Origin of the sequence: Nodosilinea sp. LEGE 07088 (genome assembly GCF_015207395.1) — a bacterium.
GTDB lineage: Bacteria > Cyanobacteriota > Cyanobacteriia > Phormidesmidales > Phormidesmidaceae > Nodosilinea.
This window is the reverse complement of sequence record NZ_JADEWX010000008.1, coordinates 58,753-76,875: the sequence shown is the minus strand read 5'-3', so window position 1 is coordinate 76,875 and position 18,123 is coordinate 58,753. Positions and strand designations below refer to the sequence as shown.

Below are 18,123 nucleotides of genomic sequence, written 5' to 3'. Positions count from 1 at the left end.
GAGTGAAGGGTGAAGGGTGGGTTTAGCGTGAGTAGGGTGAACCGATGACTAGTACTGACTCGACAAATAACCAACGGACGGTAGAGCAGCGGGTTGAATCATTGCCGGGGCAAAAGCGGCGGTGGCGGCGGTGGCTGTACGTTTTGGGAGGAGTTGGGGTCGCCGGGCTGGTAGTCTATGCCTTTAGACCTCAGCCAATTGCGGTAGATTTAGCCACCGTAGAACGGGGCGCTTTGCAGGTTACCGTCAGCGCTGAGGGTCAAACGCGGGTGCGCGATCGCTACGTGGTGGCTGCCCCGGTGGATGGCAAGTTGCAGCGCATTGACCTGACCGAGGGAGACGCGATCGCCGCCGGAGACACCGTAGCCCGGCTCGACCCGCTGCCCTTGACCAACCAGGTCGAAGCCGCCCAGGCTCGCCGCCGCGCCCTCCAGGCCCAGCTAGCCGGGGTCGAAACCCAGCGGCCCAAGCCCGAAGCCCTGCGCCAGGCGGAAACCCGCATTGGAGCCGCCCAGGCTCAGCTGGCCCAGGCCCAGGCCCAGGTCACCGAGGCCGAAGCAGCCTGGGCGCAGGCTGAGCGCGATCGCGATCGCACCGCCACCCTCTATACCCAGGGGGCGATTCCTCGCCAAAATCTAGAAGCTCAGGAACTGCAGGTCACCCAGCGACGGCAGGCTCTGGCCACAGCCCGCCAACAGGTCACCGTGGCCCAGTCAGACATTCGCGCCGCCCAGGCCAACCTGGCGGTACTCACCGCCGAACAGCGAGATCCTGACTATTTAGAAGCTGTCTACCGAGCCGAAATTGCCGCCATCGACGCTGAACTCGCCAACCTGGCCGACGACGCTCGCCGCACCACCATCACTGCGCCAGCCGCGGGCCAGGTGTTGAGCATTCTAGAACCTAGCGCCCGGTTTGTCGCCGCCGGTACACCTCTGCTAACGGTGGGCGATCCCAATGGTTTGGAGCTGGTGATCGATATTCTTTCCACCGACGCCGTTCGGGTGTCGCCCGGCGATTTTATCAACCTCGATCGCTGGGGCGGTGACGAAACCCTACAAGCTACCGTGCGCCAGGTAGAACCCTCAGCCTTCACCGAGGTCTCAGCCCTGGGGGTCGATGAACAGCGGGTCAACGTGATTGCCGACTTTGTTGATGCCGATGTGCCCCTGGGCGATGGCTTTCGGGTCGATGCCCACATTGTGGTCTGGCAGAGCGAGGATGTATTGACCGTGCCCATTAGTGCCCTATTTCGCTGTGACCCTGACTGGTGCGCCTTTGTAGATGATCAAGGCCGCGCCCAGCGGCGGCAGGTAGCGATTGGCCCCCGCAGCGATTTTGCTGCCGTAGTCAAATCGGGGTTAACAGAGGGCGAGCAGGTGATTTTGTACCCCGGTGACCAAATCGAGGCCGAGGTCAGGGTTAAAGGGCGTTAAGTCTAAGCCCCAGCAAATACCGCTACAGGCACCCGTTTGTAAGCCGGTGTACCCGCCCTGGGCTCAATCCGCGCTTTCATCAGCACATTCGCCTCGGGGTAAAACATCAGCGCCGCGCCCGATCGCACCTCCCCGTAGATAATCTCAATGCCGTCGAGTTGCCCGGCATCGCCGCGCACGCTAACCCGCTGGTGTTCGGCAAAGCCTGCCTGCTGGGCATCGGCGGGGTTCATCAAAATGCAGTGGCGGTGGGGCATGCCCCGGTACTGGTCGTACTCTTTATAGACCACGGTGTTGTGCTGGCCGTAGCTGCGCCCGGTAATTAGGGCCAGCACCAAGACAGAATGCTCCGCATCTGACAGCCCAAAATCTTCTGAGGTGGGTAGGGTCAGGGTCGGTAGCGGGGTGGGCTGCATCTCGGCCTTGCCTGAAGGAGTTGGGAACTTCGGTTCCAGAAAAATGCGCCCCGCGATGGTGAATTCGGTTTGGGTATCGTCAATATCGCCAATTTTTTCGTAGCCAGGAATGGTCTGGGCGATCAGCTGGCGCACGTAGCGAGTGTCTTGCAGTTTGCGCCAGTCGATCGGCTGGTCGCCATGGATGTGGTGGGCCAGTTCTGTCAAAAATTCCACTTCCGAAACCAGGTCAGCATCGCTCAGGTGGGTTTTGCCGGGGTCATTTAGCCGCACGAAGTTGTTGCCCGACTCCACGGTGGTGCGGTGGGGGTTTTCGAATCGGGCGTAGACCGGCACAATGATCGTGTTCTGGTGGGCCAACCCATGGAAATGGCCCTGATTGGGTTTGGTCGCCAGATAGATAATTGTGTCGATATTGCCAAGGGCGCGCTTGGCCTGGGTTGAATCAGGATTTGCCCCGTAGAGGTTGCCCCCCAGGCACAGCAGGGTATCCACCTGGCCGCGATCGGCGGCTTCAATCAGGGCGCGGGCATCGTAGCCCGGTTCCCGCTGAAGAGATTTGCCCAGCAGCTGCTCCAGCGCTGCGCGAATTTTGTCTTTGAGGTGGGCCGTCACCCCCATGGAGCCAAAGCCCTGCACGTTGGAGTGGCCGCGAATGGGCATCATGCCGGCGCCGGGTTTGCCCACGTTGCCGGTCATCAGGGCGGTGTTGGCGATGCTGAAGATGTTGTCAACACTGTTGGCCTGGTGGGTGATGCCCATGGCCCAGGCAAAAACGACCCGTGCAGAACCGTGAATCATCGTCGCAGCGGCGGCGATCTCGTCTTGGGATAGGCCGCAGGTGGTGGTGATCGCCTCCCAATCGGTGACATTCACCTGATCAATCACTGCCTGCCAGTTCTCGGTGTACGTCTTCAAATACTCATACTGCACCCAACCCCGCTCTAGCAGCACCTTTTGAATGCCGACAAACAGGGCCAGGTCGCTGCCCGGAATGGGCTGCAAAAACAGCGATGAAATCTCCTCACCCTGCACCAACCGGAGCGGATGGGCCGGGGAGCCAAACTTGACCAGACCTACCTCTTTAACGGGGTTGATGACTAAGACTTTGCCGCCGCGATCGCGCAGTTCAATCAGCTCATTCATCAGCCGGGGATGGTTGGCCGGGGCGTTTGACCCCACCAGCACCACGCAGTCGGCCTGGCGCAAACTCTCCAGGCTGACCAGCGAAGTACCAGTGCCAAAGACCTGGTTGAGGCTGACGGTAGACGGAGCGTGGCAGAGGTCAGAACAGTCAGCCAGGTTGTTCGACCCCAGGGCGCGCACCATCAGTTGCAGCAGGTAAGCCGCCTCGTTAGACGATCGCCCCGAACTGTAGGAGGCCACCCGCTCTGGCGGCAGGGCAAAGGCGGCGGCAGTGAGCTGATAGATCTCCTCCCAGGAAATGCGCTCATAGTGGTCAGACCCAGCCCGACGAATGACCGGAAAGCTGAGCCGACCCAGGCGATCGGCCTCGCGGGAAGTGAGCTGCTGGAGTTCGGAGAGGGTATGGCGATCGAAGAAATGATCGCTGAGGCCTGGCTGCAGTTCTGATGAAATAGCCTGCACGCTTTTCATGCAGCGCTGGAGGGGTTCTTCTAGCTCGTTGGCAAAGCCGCCCTTTTGCCCGCCTGTGCCCCAGGCACAGGAGAGGCAGGCGCTTTTGTGAAATAGCTTTTTCCAAATCTGCGGCCCCTGGGGCGATAGGGTTTTCTCGGCCCAGTATTGGATGACCGGCAGGCCGCCGCCGATCGCAGGGGTATGGTCAGCGGCAGTGTCAATAGCGGCAGAGGTGCGATTGTCGTCGCGGGTGGTTGAGAGGGGCGGTTGGCTTTCAGGTTGATCAAACTGGGTCATCGTCGAAGCCTCGCAACAGCCGCTATACCCTCACTATAGCGAGGGCACCGGGTGTAAGGCCGTCAGCCCAACGATAGAGAATTTTAGAGAAGACTCCTGGGAGGTGTTGCGCCGTTGCACGGTTTGACCCTGGACAACTGCAAAACATACTCTCGGTCATTCCCCCGAACCTCACAAGGCGGTAATCCGACCTGAGGGGGACACACATAAATAGGATTGATTGTAATAATAAGTTACGTTTATACACAAAGCTTTATGGGTCAGGCTAACGCTCATCCCATAGGCCATTCAGCAAACGACCTGATGCTGGAGATAAGGCGGTTCTACAAAAGCCACAGGAGGTTTGCATGCAATCTCTATTTTTGAAAACAGCGCTATGGCTGACTCTTGAGTTCTGCCTGACGGCGGTAGGGCTAGATGACATGGCCGACTACAGTGAATATCTCTTCAAGATCAAAGAGTTTCTGCCTACTCCCGAGGCGGCGCTGGCTCAGTATCAGTGTCTGGATGGTATTTGCACCCCTAGAAATGTTTTGCCTCCAGCCTTTGTATCCACTGCTTACAGCCTGTAGGTTGAGTCGAGTTGCGTTGGCAAAGCCTGGCCGAAGGCAACCACCCAATGCCCACTGTCACGTTAGTCTCCTATCTGTTTAACCTAACCCCGTACTCGATAGGTCATTCTGATTCAATATCACCGCGCCACCATCCGGGTGCCCCCGTTTTTTACTGTCTGCCCCTTTGGCAGTCTAGAGCGCCATCAGGATTGATAGTTAAAGGAGCAGGTTCCGCTAAAATTGCAAGAGTCATATCGCCGCCCACAGCAGCACAGAGTAGAGGGTCGCCAGTGGATAGGCCCCTTGGGTTTCGAGGGGAATGAACTCGAGCAGGCACTTGAGCGCGACCTGCAACGTGGTCTCATCCGCGAGGGCTGGGGCGGAGGATACTGAAGATGGATAGGTCGTCATGGCTATTCTTTTATTCGGCTAGCCTGACCCTACCCCTTTCCTTGAGGCAATACTCTCTCTTGAGAACTTTTGCGATCTACTGAGTATGGCTAAAAATTCGGTTTCTTGGTCACTGCCCTAACGGCATGACTGGCATTCTGGCCGAGAAACCGGGTCTCTGTACCGGCGTTCTAGGCGCTTCAATCGGTGTTGATGATGCCTTCTTCGGGGTCAACCAGTCGCCACAGCTTTTGTTTGATTTGGGTATCGAATACATCCCACTTGTGGCGGTTGTACTCAGAGTTTTCGTAGAAGCCCGACAAAAAGCCCACCGGAATTTCAAACCCGCCGGCCATCGATCGCCCACCGCCAAAGAACCGGCCTTCACTGTCTTGGCCAAAGGCTTCTTTAATAAATTCGTCGGGGTCGAGGGTGATTTTGCTGGTGCGCAGTGAGCCAATCACCACCTCGCGCTCTTCATCTTCATCGTGGACAATGCCATAGACCACAGCGGTGTGCACGTTATCTTCGGTGACGAGAAAGTCTGCCGCCTGGGGAATGGCGTCGCGATCGTCGTAGCGCAGATAGCCGACGCCAGCGATGGAGACATTATTTTGTACTTTGCGGTTGCGCAGCGATCGCTCGATTACATCCATCACGCGCTTGGAGCGCGACGCGTGCAGTACCGCACTGAGCAACTGGGCGTCGTAAAACTGGCTCAGGTAGGCTGCCGCCAGGAACTCGCTGGCGGCAGCTTGCATCAGCTGGCTGGTATCGGCGCGCAGGCCGTGCATGAGAGCCGTGGCGCACTTGGTGTGCTTGGTGTCGTTGCGATCGAGCTGGAGCAGCCCCTGCTGGAGATATTGGGTCAAAATCGTCGCCGTCGCTCGAATGTGGGGCCGCAGATCGACGTATTCGGCATCGAGCTTGGACTGGGGGGAGTGGTGGTCAATCACCAATATCAAGGGCAGACCGGCCTCCCGTAGCGGTTCATACAACTGGCTAGTCGTGCCCTGGTTATCGACGAGCACCAAGCCCTGGTAATCGGCCAGGTGAGCATTGTCGGCGGCATTCATCCAGCGGCGAGCAGGCAGGCCTGTGAGCCGCACCAGGGCAATATTTTCCTGGTGGCTCAGGGTACCCGCGTAGACAATGTCGCAGTCAATTTTGTAGCTCGCCGCGATGAGCTTGTAGGCCCAGGCTGACGATAGCGCATCGGGGTCAGGGAAATCCTGGAGCAGCACCAGCTGCTTATCTTGACGGTGAGCCTCTAGCAGTCGGCGGACGGCCTGAACCGGATCGTCTGTGCCGTCATCGGCTTGCCCGCTGCCAACCGTCCTGTTGCCATGGGCAAGGGCTGATTCGGCGGCCTCAGAGGTTGGATATAAGGTGGTCATTGGCATTCCTTTCTATGACAGCGCGCCTTCTCTACCATGGCTACGCTATCCTCAGCCTACTGATGAGCGCGGCGGCGGCAGCTGGCCTGACCGCAGGCGCGGCGGTCTCAGGAAACCTATTCACCACGACCGCGCCTGCCAACTGTGACTATCATGGGCGCGACGCCGCGACGGCTATATCTATGATTATTATTGCAAATTGCTGAAGAACCGCCAGTATCATTGGGTAGAGCTGGCGACAACGCCCTCGCCTCATCAAGAAATGCCGATCACGTACTTTTTCCACTCTTGGTGGACACCGCTGTGGATTTGCCGCGTTACCTCAAAGTAGAGGCTGCTATGGGGCTTACGAGGTTGACCAGACAGCAGCATATTGGCTTCCCGTGGGGTGCGGCTACCCTTCTTAACATTGCAGCGCACGCAGGCCGCGACCATGTTTTCCCAACTGTCGCCGCCACCCCGCGATCGCGGCAGCACATGGTCAAGGGTGAGGCCATCGCCGCTATAGCCGCAGTACTGGCAGGTGTGGTTGTCGCGTTGCAGCAAGTTGCGTCGAGTGAGGGGAATATCTTTGTAAGGCACTCGCACATAGTGGCGCAGACGAATCACCGTCGGCAGCGGGAAGTCGGCATAGACAAGCTTGCCGTTGTGCTCAACTCGCTCAGCCTTACCCTTAATAATGAGCACAACAGCACGACGCCAGCTCGTAATGTTGAGCGGTTCATAGGAGGCATTTAGCACCAGAACCTTACCCATTCCTATGCGTAGTTAATTGCCTAAAGAATATTAGCCCGATGGTAGCACAGAAGCTAACTTGAGGCTTTTAGCCCCTGATATACTGCCTCGCAACCAAACTGATATCTGTGGCAGCTACGCCTGGCGTTATGATAGGTCGCTAGCCCCCATAGAGTCTCTGAACCCCACGGAGGCCAACCGGTGTAGGAGGAGGAAGACAATGCTGAGTTGGGATCAAACCCCCAGTCTGGCCCCGAGCCTAGAACCCATGCGCTGCTGCCGGGCCTGGGTAGAAATTGATTTAGCCGCCCTACGACACAATATCAGTCAATTTCGGCATCTGTTGCCCAATTCAACCCAGTTGATGGCGGTTGTTAAGGCCGATGCCTACGGCCATGGTGCTGTGACCGTAGCCCAAACTGCCCTCCAGTCGGGGGCTACCTGGTTGGGGGTGGCCACTGTCCCTGAGGGCATAGAACTGCGGGCGGCGGGGGTGCAGGCCCCAATCTTGGTGATGGGCGCCGTCAATAGCCCCGAAGAAATGCAAGCGATCGCCCACTGGCGGTTGCAGCCCACTCTGGTCAGCCCCAAGCAGGCCCTAGTGTTTGCTGACACCCTGGGGCGACTGGCGGCGGCTCGCCCCGTCCAGGTGCACCTCAAAATCGACACCGGCATGAGTCGGCTGGGCTTTCCTTGGGCAGAGGCCGTCGACTTTGTGAGGTTTGTGCGTCAGCTGCCTCACCTGAAGATCGATAGCCTTTACTCGCACCTGGCCACCGCTGACGACCCTGACCCCACTGTTATGCAGCAGCAGCAGCAGCGGTTTGCCACAGCTATAGAGAACCTACGGCGCGAGTACCTGCTCCCCGCTCGACTGCACCTGGCCAATACCGCAGCCACCCTGGCCGACCCGACCCTGCACTACGACCAGGTGCGAGTGGGTCTGGGGCTCTACGGCTTATATCCAGCCCCCCATCTAGGCCACCGCATTGCGCTTCAGCCCGTCATGCAGATCAAAGCTCGCATCACCCACTTGAAGGAGGTACCGGCAGGTACCGGCATTAGCTATGGTCATCAATATCGGTGCGATCGCCCCATCCAGTTGGCTGTCGTCGGCATCGGGTATGCCGACGGCGTGCCGCGCGTGCTCTCCAATCGGCTCCAGGTGATCGTCAAAGGCCGGTTAGCCCAGCAAGTGGGCGCCATCACCATGGATCAACTGATGGTCGATGTCTCTGGTATTCCCCGTCTGCAGGAGGGCGATGTGGTCACCCTCTTGGGGCGCGATGGCCCCCATAGCATTAGCCCCGACGACTGGGCGACGATGGCAAACACCATTAGCTGGGAAATTCTCTGTGGGTTTAAGCACCGTCTACCCCGCATTGCCATTGAACAACCTTTGCCCACGTCTACGGTCGTTCAGTGCTAGACCGCCCTACAGCGCTTCGACTCGCTCTAGCAAGATCTCTGGGGCGGCTTGGGCATGTAGGATTGAGTACAGATGGCTGTAGCGCAGGCAACCCTGGGCATCGAGTACAAACTGAGCCGGTAGCGGTGCCCCCCAAGCTTGGCCGGTAAAGTAGGCGCGAAAACTAGAGCCAGCGACATCACACAGCAGCGGTAGCGTCAAGCCTAGATCGTGGACGAGGGCTTGTCCCTGGCGTTGTATCGTGTTGGTGATCAATAAGACCTCGGCCCCGGCGTTACGAAACTGAGGGTAGGCCTGGTTGATGGCGACTAGATAGGCATAGCGCTGGGGGCTGTAGACTAAGTCAGCAAAAATACGACAAAAAACTAGCACCACAGGCTGCCGACCTCGCCAGTTAGCCAGACGTACGGTGCGCTGATGGGTGACATCCCAATGGGCAAAATCTGGGCAAATTTGACCCAGGTCTAGGGCTAAGCGGGGGGGGCGGGGCACCCAGTAGCGCCAAACAGGCCCTAGATTAGGCGATGATGCATGCAGTTTCATGGTGGACACAGCAGCTAGGGCAAGGTCACGCTGGCGCGCATGACCCCAAGATCAGGCTTACACCTCCGCAAAGAACTCCCGCGCTTTGACTGGGTCAGGAATCATGGTTCTATCGCCGGGCTGCCAATCGACCGGGCAAACTTCGTTGGGGTTCGTTTGCACATGGTGAATAGCCTGCAAAACCCGCAGGGTTTCATCCACCTTGCGGCCAAAGGCTAGGTTGTTGATAGTGGCGTGCTGTAACACGCCGTCGCGATCGACAATAAACAGCCCTCTGAGAGCCACCCCGCTTTCCGGATCCAGGACGTTGTAGGAAGCACTGATATTCTTTTTGATATCAGAAATCAGGGGATAGTTGAGGTCTCCGACACCGCCCAGTTTACGCTCAGTCTGAATCCAGGCCAGGTGGGCAAATTCACTGTCTACAGAGATCCCCAGGATCTCAGCATTGAGGGCCTTAAATTCGCCATGACGATCGCTAAAAGCTGCGATTTCAGTAGGGCAAACAAAGGTGAAGTCGAGGGGGTAAAAAAACAGCACAACGTACTTACCCCGATAATCCGATAGCTTTACGATCTTAAAGCTCTGATCGACCACGGCAGTAGCACTAAAGTCAGGGGCCATTTGGCCCACTCTGATGAAACTGTCTCTAGTATCGGTCATAGCCCTTTTCCTCCGCGATCGTACCGCTAGGTGCGCAGTATCATCATAGTACCTAGGGTAGGGGATAGCTCAGCCGCTGCGATCGCAGCGGTGAAAACTAGTCCGCGCCGAGAGCAATTTTGCCCACCATGACAGCGGTTCACAAGCGCCGACTCTACTTAAGACAGATTTGTCTAAGCCATCAATGGCAACCACTCTACTGTGACTACGTTGCCATCAATAAGCTATAAAAATGGCTCAGGCGTGATTTGAACACGCGACCAAGGGCTTATGAGTCCCCTGCTCTACCACTGAGCTACTGAGCCAGAGTACAGGTTTTTAACAAGTCGCCTCTAGCGCTTGTTCAAGCAACCAACAGTTAATGAATCTACCACATAACAGCTAAGATACCAAGCTGACTAATGACTTTTTGAGTCTTGCCCAGCAGGATTGAGCCGACCTTAAACAGCCGCCATCAAAAAGCGAGCCGACAACCTGCCGACTCGCTAACGGGCTGAGATACTCTGTCTAGCGTCCAGGCAAATAGGCCATCGGGTTGACAGTACCGTTGCTGGGCAAATGCACCTCGAAGTGTAGGTGAGGGCCAGTACTATATCCAGTACTACCCATGGCCGCAATTTGCTGCCCTTGGCGAACCTGTTCACCCTGGCGAACCAAGAGACGGCTGTTGTGGGCATATCGAGTCATACTGCCGTCAGAATGGCGAATATCAACCAGATTGCCATAACCGCCAGAATTCCAGCCAGACCGAACGACAACACCAGAAGCGGCTGCAAAAATGGGGGTACCTACAGGAGCAGCAATGTCAACACCGCGGTGCATGCGTCCCCATCGCAAACCGTAGCCAGAGGTCAAGGTTCCCTGGGCTGGCCAGATATAACCATTTGACAGGCTAGGAGCTTCAGGCAGAAATTCATCAGCACCAGGCATCATCGGCATACCGGGCGACACCGTTTGTCCCACCGGCAAATTCGGCGTCATCCGGTACGCATCAGCTCCTAATGGAGCGGCCGCCAAAAGCTGTGGGCTCGCCGGAGAGACAGTACCGGGCTGAGATAATTCTTGAGGCAGAGCATCAACGGTGTCACCTACGACGGCAACCTGCTGAACATTGCCCTGAGCAGCGTCGGTAACTGTCCAATCGGGCAAGGAAACTTCGGATCCTTCGCGCGCAGTCAGGGCAGCTGTGCTGATAGGCTCAGTCCCGCCAACGGAATCTACCGCCTGAGCTTTAAGGTCAGAGTCACGACGCTCAAGGAGCGCAGTTGCGCTAGTAGATGACTCACTACGACTGCGCTCAAGCTCTTGCCTAGCGGCACGAATGCGAGCGTTTAACTCTTGGCGATCCACTAGGGCGCTATTAGATTCACGAATACGCGCCAAATGATCTTGGATGACCTGCTCCCGAGTACGCGGGGAGACGGTCAAGCTAGATGAGGTAGTCTGGGTCGACTCGTCAACCAAGGCCGCGTCAGCGGCGGCGGTCGTCACTGGGAGACTGAGACTATCTCCGACCGTCAATGCTTCAGGGCGATCGACAGTGTCATTGTGACTGATCAGATCGTCTAAGCTGATCCCATTACGAGAGGCAATAGACCACAGCGTATCGCCGGGCTTGACCTGGTATGAGCGCAGCGCATTAGCATCAGAAACGACTTCGTCATTTTCGGCGACAGGCGTTAAGGCCGCTACCACAAGCTCGTTCTTAGTAGAGCTAGGAGCAATGACGCCGTCAGATTCGGCGATACGAATGGGCTGGGCAGCATCCGCAATCGGCTCATCGTGCAGAGGGAGACTGGCCACAGGAGCTGGCGTTTCCGCAGATACATCGCTGGCAGAAATATCAGCAGCCTCAGCGACATTTGTCTGCGCAACAGACGAGCGATCGGGCTCAGATGCATCTGCCTCCGATACTGACCAAACCGCTGCTTCCTGGCTGGCAAGCTGATCAACGTCACCAGCTATAGCTTCCGGAAGAACGGCTATTTGAGTCGCATTGGACTCATCGTCACCCTGGGGTAAGGCACCCTCAGCAGCGGCATCATCAATCTCAGGCTGGGCGGGAACAAGCTCATCGGCATCGTCTAACTTAAGCGATGACTCTAACCCCAGAGAAGTCTCTAAATCATCGACGGACGGTACAGAATCTGACAACTCAAGCATGGCTGCAGAGGTCAAATCGCCCCCGACACTGCCCAACGGGCTCGTTTGAAGTGCTAATCGAGAACGGTTAGACGTAGCAGCTAGATTATCGATACCCACTGCGGGTACTCGGATAACCTGACCCACCCGCAGAACATCGTCTGTAGCGATGCCGTTAGCCGCCCGCAGGGCTTGCAGATCGGCCTGATGTTCGGCGGCGATGTGCCAAAGGCTCTCACCAGCTTCAACAGTGTGGTAACCAGACGATCCCTGAGCTTGGTCGGAGACATTTTGGAACTGAGGCTCAGCCGCTGAGTCAGAAGCAGGCAGCACCATCACTGTGGTGCCATCGGCAGCAAGGGCAAGCTCAGGCTCAGTCAGAAGCGGAGCTGATGCTCCAAAAGAAAGAGCCAAACCCAACATGGCAGCTGAAGTCTGGACTCGGCGACACCCTACCGATGCCTCGACACGAGTGCTGCCTAGGCGTAGGGAAGAAAAACCGATATCAGACACTTTGGGAACTTCGCGTTTCAAGGAACGACCTCCTGTAAACCAGCGCTTAACAACCGATGACAGCTCAAAGACAGTCCCTTTAGTGACTCTGCCTCAGCAGAAACACCTACAGGCAAAAAAAACCCGGAGCTAGTTGTCAGCAACAGAACAACAACGGATCGACATAACAACGCCTTGGCTAGGTAAGAATACCCTGCTTTGGCTGACCTAAGCAAGTTTACATGAGTTAACAACAAAAGCAATGCCTAGGTCTTCTCTGTCACTTCCCTGAACACTAGGTTCGTGATCGGGAATTGTGCATCCACAACATAAAGGTTTAACCCTAAAAAAAAGTATTTGGCAAGCCTTTGGCCAGGATCCTGATCAAGGGTGCTCAGCCAGACTCAAAGGATGCCACCAAGCCATATTGAGGCCCAGATAGGCGAAGAAAACCTTGGTATACAGGCTCTATGGCGGTTCCGAAGCCAGGTCGTTCCAGGAGCGCATAGCCATGGATTTATCTACCCGGCAGGGACGATCGCAATGGCTATACGAATTTCTTATCTTGGCAGCGCTGATTTTGTATCCTCGGCAACTGTCAGGTCTAAATACCGATTTTGGGGGGCAAATTTTTCTGCCCTTAGCGCCCGACAGCGTGCTCTGCGCTTCGATTCAGGGACTGCCCTTGGTATCGGGGGATGTCCCTTGCAGGCCACTCGATGCAGCGATATTACTCCATGGCTATTAAAGACTTGAGCCTGGTTGCCAATAGTGGGTTGTGCCCTTGCCAGAGGAACCTGGGCCGATCGGTGCCACTCGGCAAAGCAAGCGGTTAGGCCTGCGATATCTGCAGCTGGCGCAGGGCCTCAAATAAACCAACGGCAGCGCTGACTGAGAGATTGAGGCTGCGGACGACCGTTCTCTGCATAGGGATGAAGGCGGTTTCATCGCAGGCCGCCAGAACGGTTTGGGGTAATCCTTCGGTTTCGCTACCAAATAGCAGCCAGTCGTCAGGGCAGTAGTTGATAGTGGTGTAGCTACATCGCCCAGAGGTACTAAAGCCGATGGTTCTACCTCCCTGGTGACGCTGCTGGGCGTGAAAAGTTTCCCAATTGGGGTGAAGGGTGAGGTCAACCTGGGGCCAGTAGTCTAGGCCAGCTCGCTTGAGGGCGCGATCGCTGAGGTCAAATCCAAGCGGGGCGACTAGGTGTAGAGGGGTAGCTGTAGCAGCACAGGTGCGGGCTATATTCCCCGTATTTGGGGGTATCTGGGGATTTACGAGAACGATTACAGGCATGGACACCGAGACGAAGGTACAGGGTTAACCGGGTAGACAAGATGCTGATTCAGGGCAAGGGGAAAAATAGCTAGGAGGTATAGATTTTATTAATACTTCCCCTATATTTTTGCCCAGGTCAAAGGTCGACAGAAAAATTGGTGCCTAGGCACCACTAAAAAAGCTCTACTTATATCATCTATAAGCAAATACTGACTCTCAGGATAGAGGTTTTCTAGGCTGCACAGGGGACACACAGGTCGCGAGCGAGGACGGCCTCAGTGTGGGCCACGTCTGCGATCGCACCTTGCACTACCTGCTCGATCGACTGTCCAGCGTCATGCTGCTGTAGCCATCGCTGGGCCTCGTTGCCCTCCCGTAAAATCTTCTTGACCGGACTCAGAAAGCAGCTGATGCCGTTGGCTTTGGCAATGGGCCAGACCTCTTCGTAGAGCTGGTGAATCCATTCCCGCGCCAGCAGGGGACGACCGTCTTGCCAGTGGCGCAACTCGGCATCTAAGCTCTGCTGAGCTGCCGCCGCCTCGTTGGCGTCACTGAGGGCGACCAAATCGTCGTTGCGGCTGGCCATGGGGAAGGTACTCATCACCAGTGGATCGAGATCAGGAGTTTGAATCAGCTGGTGCAGCCGCGCTTCAATTAAAGCGGTGACAGCCAGCAGGGCCACTGGGTCGCTGATTAAGTCGCAAATGCGCAGTTCTAGCCGGTTGAGGTTGTAGGGGCGGCGATCGCCGTTGGGTCGCACCGCTGACCAGAGGTGACGCACGTTTTGCATAGCGCCTGTGGCCAGCTGGGCCTCGGTCCATTGAATATGGTGGGCATGGCTAGTGAACAGGGGTACATGGGCCGGAGTCTTGGGAAATACCTGCCAGCGGCTGGAATGAGAGCCCGTTAGCCGCCCACCTAAAAAGGGCGATGCCGCCGTCAGAGCCAGGTAAAGGGGCGCTTCGACCCGCATCAGACGGCAGGCTCGCATCAGTATCTCCGGGTCTGAGATGCCGATGTTGATGTGAACACTGGCGGTCACCACCGTGGTGCCATAGGTTTGCTCAATATAGGTGTGGTATGGATTGCCAGGGTCAGAGCGATAGAAGCGATCAGTCGGCCCCAAGGACAGCGTGCTACCGGGTATTAGGGTATAGTCGCCCAGGCCCTGGAGATACTGGCGCAGTTCGTGGCGGGGGCGCACTAGCTCGCACAGCAGTTTTTCGTATTGGCACAGCGGCGGTGTCGTGTATTCGACGTTGCGGCTATCGGGCTCGCGCACGAACCCGTTGAGATCGGCCACAATGCGGTCCGAGAGTCCGATAATTTCCCCCGCGGGAGTACCGGTGTACATCTCGATTTCAAAGCCTTTAGACAACAGCACGACATTCCTCGCTGGAGACAGCACTCTTTATATATAGATATTGGGGCCGATCAAGTCTCTCTACCCAGAGGCCTAGAACCTGGGTAGAGATGTATCCATCCTATCGGTAAGCTTGACCGCTGGGCGCCCCGCTGGTCAAGGGCTTAGCTGACTAGGGTAGGGCGGTTGCTAGGGCGATTGAGCGTTGGGCAGCAAAGGCACGGGCAATGGTGTCACAGCGCTCATTGCCGGGGTCGCCGGAGTGACCCCGCACGTACACCCACTGCAGCGGGCGGTCGAGGGTTTTATTCACGTCGGTGGTGACCTGGTCGAGTACCTCCCACAGATCGCGGTTGAGCACCGGTTTTTTGGCTGAGTTAACCCAGCCCCGCCGCTTCCAGCCGGCAATCCATTGGGTGATGCCCTTGAGCACGTATTCGCTATCGGTGTGCAGGCTTAAGGTCTTGGTCTGGCCACTGTCGCGCAGAAGCGTGAGGCCCGCGATCGCAGCCTGCATTTCCATTCGATTATTGGTGGTTTGAGCCTCGCCGCCACCGATCTCATGGACGTTGCCATCGGCTAGGTAAAGTACTGTACCCCAGCCACCAGGGCCAGGATTCCCAGAACAGGCTCCATCGGTATAAATTTGCTGAATGATTGCCATTTATGCTCAAAAATCCTTGATCTTTAAAGTTCTATATTGGTCTGTGTAGGGATAATGACCCCAAGGGGCACGCTTAAATTATCCTCCCCAGACGCTCTCTATTAAAGCGCCTGGGAAGGGTGGATCTACTTCTGTCACAACGGCCCCAACGATGAAGTCAATCCCATGATGCTACGAGAATTAGACGCGTTTGAGGCTTGCTGGCTAGATCTCAAAGATATTTACCCCACCAGCGGCCAAGACAATAGGCTGATTACCCACGCCATGGGACAGCTGGTCGATTTGCTCGAGAAACCAGCCCAGGTAGAACAAGACCTGCCCGACCACCTGAAGATCTTGTTTCGGCGGCTGGCCCTGGCTTATTTTCAGGGATACTTCCCCCGTGAAGCGCGCCAGAACACAGCTCCGGCAGATACGTCTACCACTCCGCCTAACCCTAGCTGTGATCGACAACAGCGGCGAGAAATTTCAGCAGCAGTTAGCCAGATTAAAGCGCTAGCTCAAAAAACCCAGGCGCGACTGCGTCAAAAACACAACTCAGATGCCCAGACGCCTGCATCTGAGATGGAGACGCTGATCATTGAATTTCCAGACCACTGGCAATCGACCACGTCGCCTTAACTGACTGGGATAGCGATCTCATCGGGCAGGGCAGCGCGGTATCTTAATGCTATGGCCTACGAACCTCTGCACCACAAGTATCGTCCCCAGACCTTTGGCGCGCTGGTCGGGCAAGCCGCGATCGCCACTACTTTGACCAATGCTCTGAGGCAGCGGCGCATTGCTCCGGCCTACCTATTCTGTGGCCCGCGCGGCACCGGTAAAACCTCCAGTGCTCGGATTTTAGCCAAGTCGCTCAACTGCATTCGCCACGATCAACCCACCCCAGAGCCCTGTGGCACCTGCGAGACCTGTCGATCGATCACTAACGGTTCGGCCCTCGATTTTATTGAAATTGACGCCGCCAGCAATACCGGCGTTGACAACATTCGTGAGCTAATTGAGCGGGCCCAGTTTGCTCCAGTGCAGTGCCGCTATAAGGTCTATGTCATTGACGAATGCCACATGCTGAGCACGGCGGCCTTTAATGCGCTGTTGAAGACGCTGGAAGAGCCGCCCAACAATGTCGTGTTTATTTTGGCCACCACCGACCCGCAGCGGGTGCTGCCGACCATTATTTCTCGGTGTCAGCGATTTGACTATCGGCGCATTCCCCTCGAGCCGATGATTGGGCATCTCAGAAATATTGCCGCTGCTGAAGACATCGCCATCGACGACGAAGCGTTGCGTCTCGTCGCCCAGGTGTCCCAGGGTGGGCTGCGGGATGCCCAGAGTTTGCTCGACCAGCTCAGTTTGCTAGAGCCCCCGATCGGGGCCGATGCCGTGTGGGATCTCGTAGGGGCCGTGCCTGAGCGAGATCTGCTGGCTCTGGTACAGGCCATTCTGAGCGATGATGGCCCGGCGGTGCTCGACCAGGCCCGCAAACTGATGGATCGGGGCCGGGAACCACTGATTGTGCTGCAAAATCTGGCCGGGTTTTACCGCGACCTGCTGATTGCTAAGTCGGCGGGCGATCGCCACGATCTAGTGGCCATTACGCCCCCTACCTGGGCCGATATGCAAAGCCTGGTGCAGAGTCTTGACGCCAAACTTTTTCTGCTCGGTCAACAGCACCTGCGCAGTGCCGAAGTGCAGGTCAAAAACACGACCCAGCCGCGGCTTTGGCTAGAGGTAACGTTGCTGGGGCTATTGCCTTCAACCCTAGCTAGCCAAACGATCGGTAGCCAGGGAGCGATCGCTGGGGCCCCAGCGGCCAGAGCCCCCCAGGCTGGAGCAACGCTAACCACCCCCGTCAGTTCACCGCCGCCGAGCATGACGCCACCGCCCAGTCCACCGCCCAGTCCACCGGCCTCCACCCCGCCGCCGGTAGCCGCAAATTATAACCCTGCTCCAGCCCAAGAGCCGCCGCCTGTCGAACCCTTACCTCCTGCGGCTGGGGGCGATTTAGGCGGTCTGTGGTTACAGGTAATCGCCGTACTAGAGCCCTTGGGTACCCGCGCTTTGATGCAACAGCAGGGCAGCCTCCTGTTTTTCGATGGCGTAGTAGCACGGGTGGGGATTAGCTCTAAGCCGTTGTTTAAGATGGCCCAGGGGCGAATTGACAATGTAGAAGCAGCTTTTCAGGCTGTGCTGAGTCAAAAGGTACAGGTTTCGCTGGAGGTACTCCCTGACCCAAAGCCTGAGCCCCCAGCGGCCAATATTTTCCGGGCTGCTGCCCAGGAAACTGGCGAGCACGTAGAGCCTATGGGTACGCCCGCCGCCGCCATCGAGCCGCCGCCTGCCCCAGCTGCCCCACCCGCGATCGCAGCCCCAACAGCCGATCAGGTTTCTGTCGATGTTTCTCCACCGATGCCTGCGATCGCTAGCGATTTTGACCGGGCGGTGAAGAATTTTGCCCAATTTTTTAATGGCCAGGTGGTTGATCTTGGTGATGATTTGAGCACTGACCCAACTAAAACAACGATTCAGCCCTCCGATGCCGCTGCTAAGCAGCCCTCTCACCCCGATCGGGATGTACCTTTTTAACTCCTCAATCAACTAAGGTAGTTGCTGGAAACCATTCTCCCCAGTGGTGGGCAGTGCCCACCCTACAGCGGCTACGATCACTAGCCCAAAGCAGAAGCTTCCTACTTTGGGCAACCGCCTAAATCATTAGACCCGCAG

17 protein-coding genes and 1 tRNA gene are annotated in these 18,123 nt (G+C 56.9%); 7 read left to right on the top strand and 11 right to left on the bottom strand.

Translation table 11 applies throughout. The annotated features are described in order from the left end of the window. Positions 1 to 44 precede the first annotated feature (44 nt). Complete coding sequence (locus IQ254_RS03915) at positions 45 to 1,436, top strand: efflux RND transporter periplasmic adaptor subunit (RefSeq protein WP_193964582.1); 1,392 nt, start codon at positions 45 to 47, stop codon at positions 1,434 to 1,436. A 2-nt stretch (positions 1,437 to 1,438) separates the two neighbouring features. Here IQ254_RS03915 and IQ254_RS03910 read toward each other — a convergent pair whose 3' ends face one another. Next, the gene (locus IQ254_RS03910; protein ID WP_228040104.1) at positions 1,439 to 3,748 is read right to left on the bottom strand and encodes an FdhF/YdeP family oxidoreductase; all 2,310 of its coding nucleotides are present in this window, start codon (positions 3,746 to 3,748) and stop codon (positions 1,439 to 1,441) included. A gap of 347 nt (positions 3,749 to 4,095) precedes the next feature. Between IQ254_RS03910 and IQ254_RS03905 the strand changes: the two genes are divergently transcribed. Further along, positions 4,096 to 4,320 carry a hypothetical protein gene (locus IQ254_RS03905; RefSeq protein ID WP_193964580.1) on the top strand — a complete coding sequence of 75 codons (225 nt, stop codon included), beginning with the start codon at positions 4,096 to 4,098 and terminating at the stop codon, positions 4,318 to 4,320. Between the two features lie 231 nt (positions 4,321 to 4,551). Here IQ254_RS03905 and IQ254_RS03900 read toward each other — a convergent pair whose 3' ends face one another. Together IQ254_RS03900 and IQ254_RS03895 are read right to left on the bottom strand one after the other, a co-directional pair. Next, complete coding sequence (locus tag IQ254_RS03900; RefSeq protein ID WP_193964578.1) at positions 4,552 to 4,713, bottom strand: hypothetical protein; 162 nt, start codon at positions 4,711 to 4,713, stop codon at positions 4,552 to 4,554. A gap of 179 nt (positions 4,714 to 4,892) precedes the next feature. Then, the gene (locus IQ254_RS03895; RefSeq protein ID WP_228040102.1) at positions 4,893 to 6,089 is read right to left on the bottom strand and encodes a bifunctional oligoribonuclease/PAP phosphatase NrnA; all 1,197 of its coding nucleotides are present in this window, start codon (positions 6,087 to 6,089) and stop codon (positions 4,893 to 4,895) included. 14 nt (positions 6,090 to 6,103) lie between these two features. Between IQ254_RS03895 and IQ254_RS03890 the strand changes: the two genes are divergently transcribed. Beyond that, positions 6,104 to 6,295, top strand: coding sequence for a hypothetical protein (locus IQ254_RS03890; protein WP_193964577.1), 192 nt, complete (start codon positions 6,104 to 6,106; stop codon positions 6,293 to 6,295). A 49-nt stretch (positions 6,296 to 6,344) separates the two neighbouring features. On the opposite strand, the gene IQ254_RS03885 is transcribed toward IQ254_RS03890, so the two are convergent. Next, entirely contained in the window at positions 6,345 to 6,845 is a 501-nt protein-coding gene (locus IQ254_RS03885) for an HNH endonuclease (protein ID WP_193964575.1), read from the bottom strand. 199 nt (positions 6,846 to 7,044) lie between these two features. Between IQ254_RS03885 and alr the strand changes: the two genes are divergently transcribed. Then, positions 7,045 to 8,253: an alanine racemase gene (gene alr / locus IQ254_RS03880; RefSeq protein ID WP_193964573.1), complete on the top strand. Its 1,209-nt coding sequence runs from the start codon at positions 7,045 to 7,047 to the stop codon at positions 8,251 to 8,253. 6 nt (positions 8,254 to 8,259) lie between these two features. On the opposite strand, the gene IQ254_RS03875 is transcribed toward alr, so the two are convergent. The 4 genes from IQ254_RS03875 to IQ254_RS03860 all read right to left on the bottom strand — a co-directional run bounded on the left by IQ254_RS03875 (position 8,260) and on the right by IQ254_RS03860 (position 12,135). Then, entirely contained in the window at positions 8,260 to 8,796 is a 537-nt protein-coding gene (locus IQ254_RS03875; protein ID WP_193964571.1) for a redoxin domain-containing protein, read from the bottom strand. Positions 8,797 to 8,853: 57 nt separating this feature from the next. Continuing rightward, positions 8,854 to 9,459 carry a peroxiredoxin gene (locus IQ254_RS03870; RefSeq protein WP_193964569.1) on the bottom strand — a complete coding sequence of 202 codons (606 nt, stop codon included), beginning with the start codon at positions 9,457 to 9,459 and terminating at the stop codon, positions 8,854 to 8,856. 233 nt (positions 9,460 to 9,692) lie between these two features. Further along, positions 9,693 to 9,764, bottom strand: a tRNA-Met gene (locus IQ254_RS03865). Between the two features lie 202 nt (positions 9,765 to 9,966). After that, positions 9,967 to 12,135, bottom strand: a complete 2,169-nt coding sequence (locus tag IQ254_RS03860; RefSeq protein ID WP_193964567.1) for a peptidoglycan DD-metalloendopeptidase family protein — start codon at positions 12,133 to 12,135, stop codon at positions 9,967 to 9,969. 469 nt (positions 12,136 to 12,604) lie between these two features. Here IQ254_RS03860 and IQ254_RS03855 point away from each other — a divergent pair, with 469 nt between their 5' ends. Then, a complete protein-coding gene (locus IQ254_RS03855) occupies positions 12,605 to 12,841 on the top strand; it encodes a hypothetical protein (RefSeq protein ID WP_193964565.1) in 237 nt (78 codons plus the stop codon). 84 nt (positions 12,842 to 12,925) lie between these two features. On the opposite strand, the gene IQ254_RS03850 is transcribed toward IQ254_RS03855, so the two are convergent. From IQ254_RS03850 to rnhA, 3 genes are all read right to left on the bottom strand, one after another. Continuing rightward, positions 12,926 to 13,390 carry a tRNA (cytidine(34)-2'-O)-methyltransferase gene (locus IQ254_RS03850; RefSeq protein WP_193964563.1) on the bottom strand — a complete coding sequence of 155 codons (465 nt, stop codon included), beginning with the start codon at positions 13,388 to 13,390 and terminating at the stop codon, positions 12,926 to 12,928. A gap of 214 nt (positions 13,391 to 13,604) precedes the next feature. Further along, entirely contained in the window at positions 13,605 to 14,756 is a 1,152-nt protein-coding gene (gene gshA / locus IQ254_RS03845) for a glutamate--cysteine ligase (RefSeq protein ID WP_193964561.1), read from the bottom strand. A gap of 151 nt (positions 14,757 to 14,907) precedes the next feature. Next, positions 14,908 to 15,399, bottom strand: a complete 492-nt coding sequence (rnhA, locus tag IQ254_RS03840; RefSeq protein WP_193964552.1) for a ribonuclease HI — start codon at positions 15,397 to 15,399, stop codon at positions 14,908 to 14,910. Between the two features lie 165 nt (positions 15,400 to 15,564). On the opposite strand from rnhA, the gene IQ254_RS03835 reads away from it, so the two are divergent. Both IQ254_RS03835 and IQ254_RS03830 read left to right on the top strand, forming a co-directional pair. Further along, positions 15,565 to 16,020 carry a hypothetical protein gene (locus IQ254_RS03835; RefSeq protein WP_193964542.1) on the top strand — a complete coding sequence of 152 codons (456 nt, stop codon included), beginning with the start codon at positions 15,565 to 15,567 and terminating at the stop codon, positions 16,018 to 16,020. Positions 16,021 to 16,071: 51 nt separating this feature from the next. After that, complete coding sequence (locus tag IQ254_RS03830) at positions 16,072 to 17,985, top strand: DNA polymerase III subunit gamma/tau (RefSeq protein WP_193964540.1); 1,914 nt, start codon at positions 16,072 to 16,074, stop codon at positions 17,983 to 17,985. Positions 17,986 to 18,123 lie beyond the last annotated feature (138 nt).

What these genes read in the sequence shown, in the direction of transcription:
- IQ254_RS03830 (WP_193964540.1), top strand. Translation starts at nt 16,072, where the DNA reads ATGGCCTACGAACCTCTGCACCACAAGTATCGTCCCCAGACCTTTGGC.
- IQ254_RS03915 (WP_193964582.1), top strand. Translation starts at nt 45, where the DNA reads ATGACTAGTACTGACTCGACAAATAACCAACGGACGGTAGAGCAGCGG.
- rnhA (WP_193964552.1), bottom strand. Translation starts at nt 15,399, where the DNA reads ATGGCAATCATTCAGCAAATTTATACCGATGGAGCCTGTTCTGGGAAT.
- IQ254_RS03905 (WP_193964580.1), top strand. Translation starts at nt 4,096, where the DNA reads ATGCAATCTCTATTTTTGAAAACAGCGCTATGGCTGACTCTTGAGTTC.
- IQ254_RS03855 (WP_193964565.1), top strand. Translation starts at nt 12,605, where the DNA reads ATGGATTTATCTACCCGGCAGGGACGATCGCAATGGCTATACGAATTT.
- alr (WP_193964573.1), top strand. Translation starts at nt 7,045, where the DNA reads ATGCTGAGTTGGGATCAAACCCCCAGTCTGGCCCCGAGCCTAGAACCC.
- IQ254_RS03835 (WP_193964542.1), top strand. Translation starts at nt 15,565, where the DNA reads ATGATGCTACGAGAATTAGACGCGTTTGAGGCTTGCTGGCTAGATCTC.
- IQ254_RS03890 (WP_193964577.1), top strand. Translation starts at nt 6,104, where the DNA reads ATGACAGCGCGCCTTCTCTACCATGGCTACGCTATCCTCAGCCTACTG.
- IQ254_RS03850 (WP_193964563.1), bottom strand. Translation starts at nt 13,390, where the DNA reads ATGCCTGTAATCGTTCTCGTAAATCCCCAGATACCCCCAAATACGGGG.
- IQ254_RS03910 (WP_228040104.1), bottom strand. Translation starts at nt 3,748, where the DNA reads ATGACCCAGTTTGATCAACCTGAAAGCCAACCGCCCCTCTCAACCACC.
- IQ254_RS03870 (WP_193964569.1), bottom strand. Translation starts at nt 9,459, where the DNA reads ATGACCGATACTAGAGACAGTTTCATCAGAGTGGGCCAAATGGCCCCT.
- IQ254_RS03875 (WP_193964571.1), bottom strand. Translation starts at nt 8,796, where the DNA reads ATGAAACTGCATGCATCATCGCCTAATCTAGGGCCTGTTTGGCGCTAC.
- IQ254_RS03885 (WP_193964575.1), bottom strand. Translation starts at nt 6,845, where the DNA reads ATGGGTAAGGTTCTGGTGCTAAATGCCTCCTATGAACCGCTCAACATT.
- IQ254_RS03895 (WP_228040102.1), bottom strand. Translation starts at nt 6,089, where the DNA reads ATGACCACCTTATATCCAACCTCTGAGGCCGCCGAATCAGCCCTTGCC.
- IQ254_RS03900 (WP_193964578.1), bottom strand. Translation starts at nt 4,713, where the DNA reads ATGACGACCTATCCATCTTCAGTATCCTCCGCCCCAGCCCTCGCGGAT.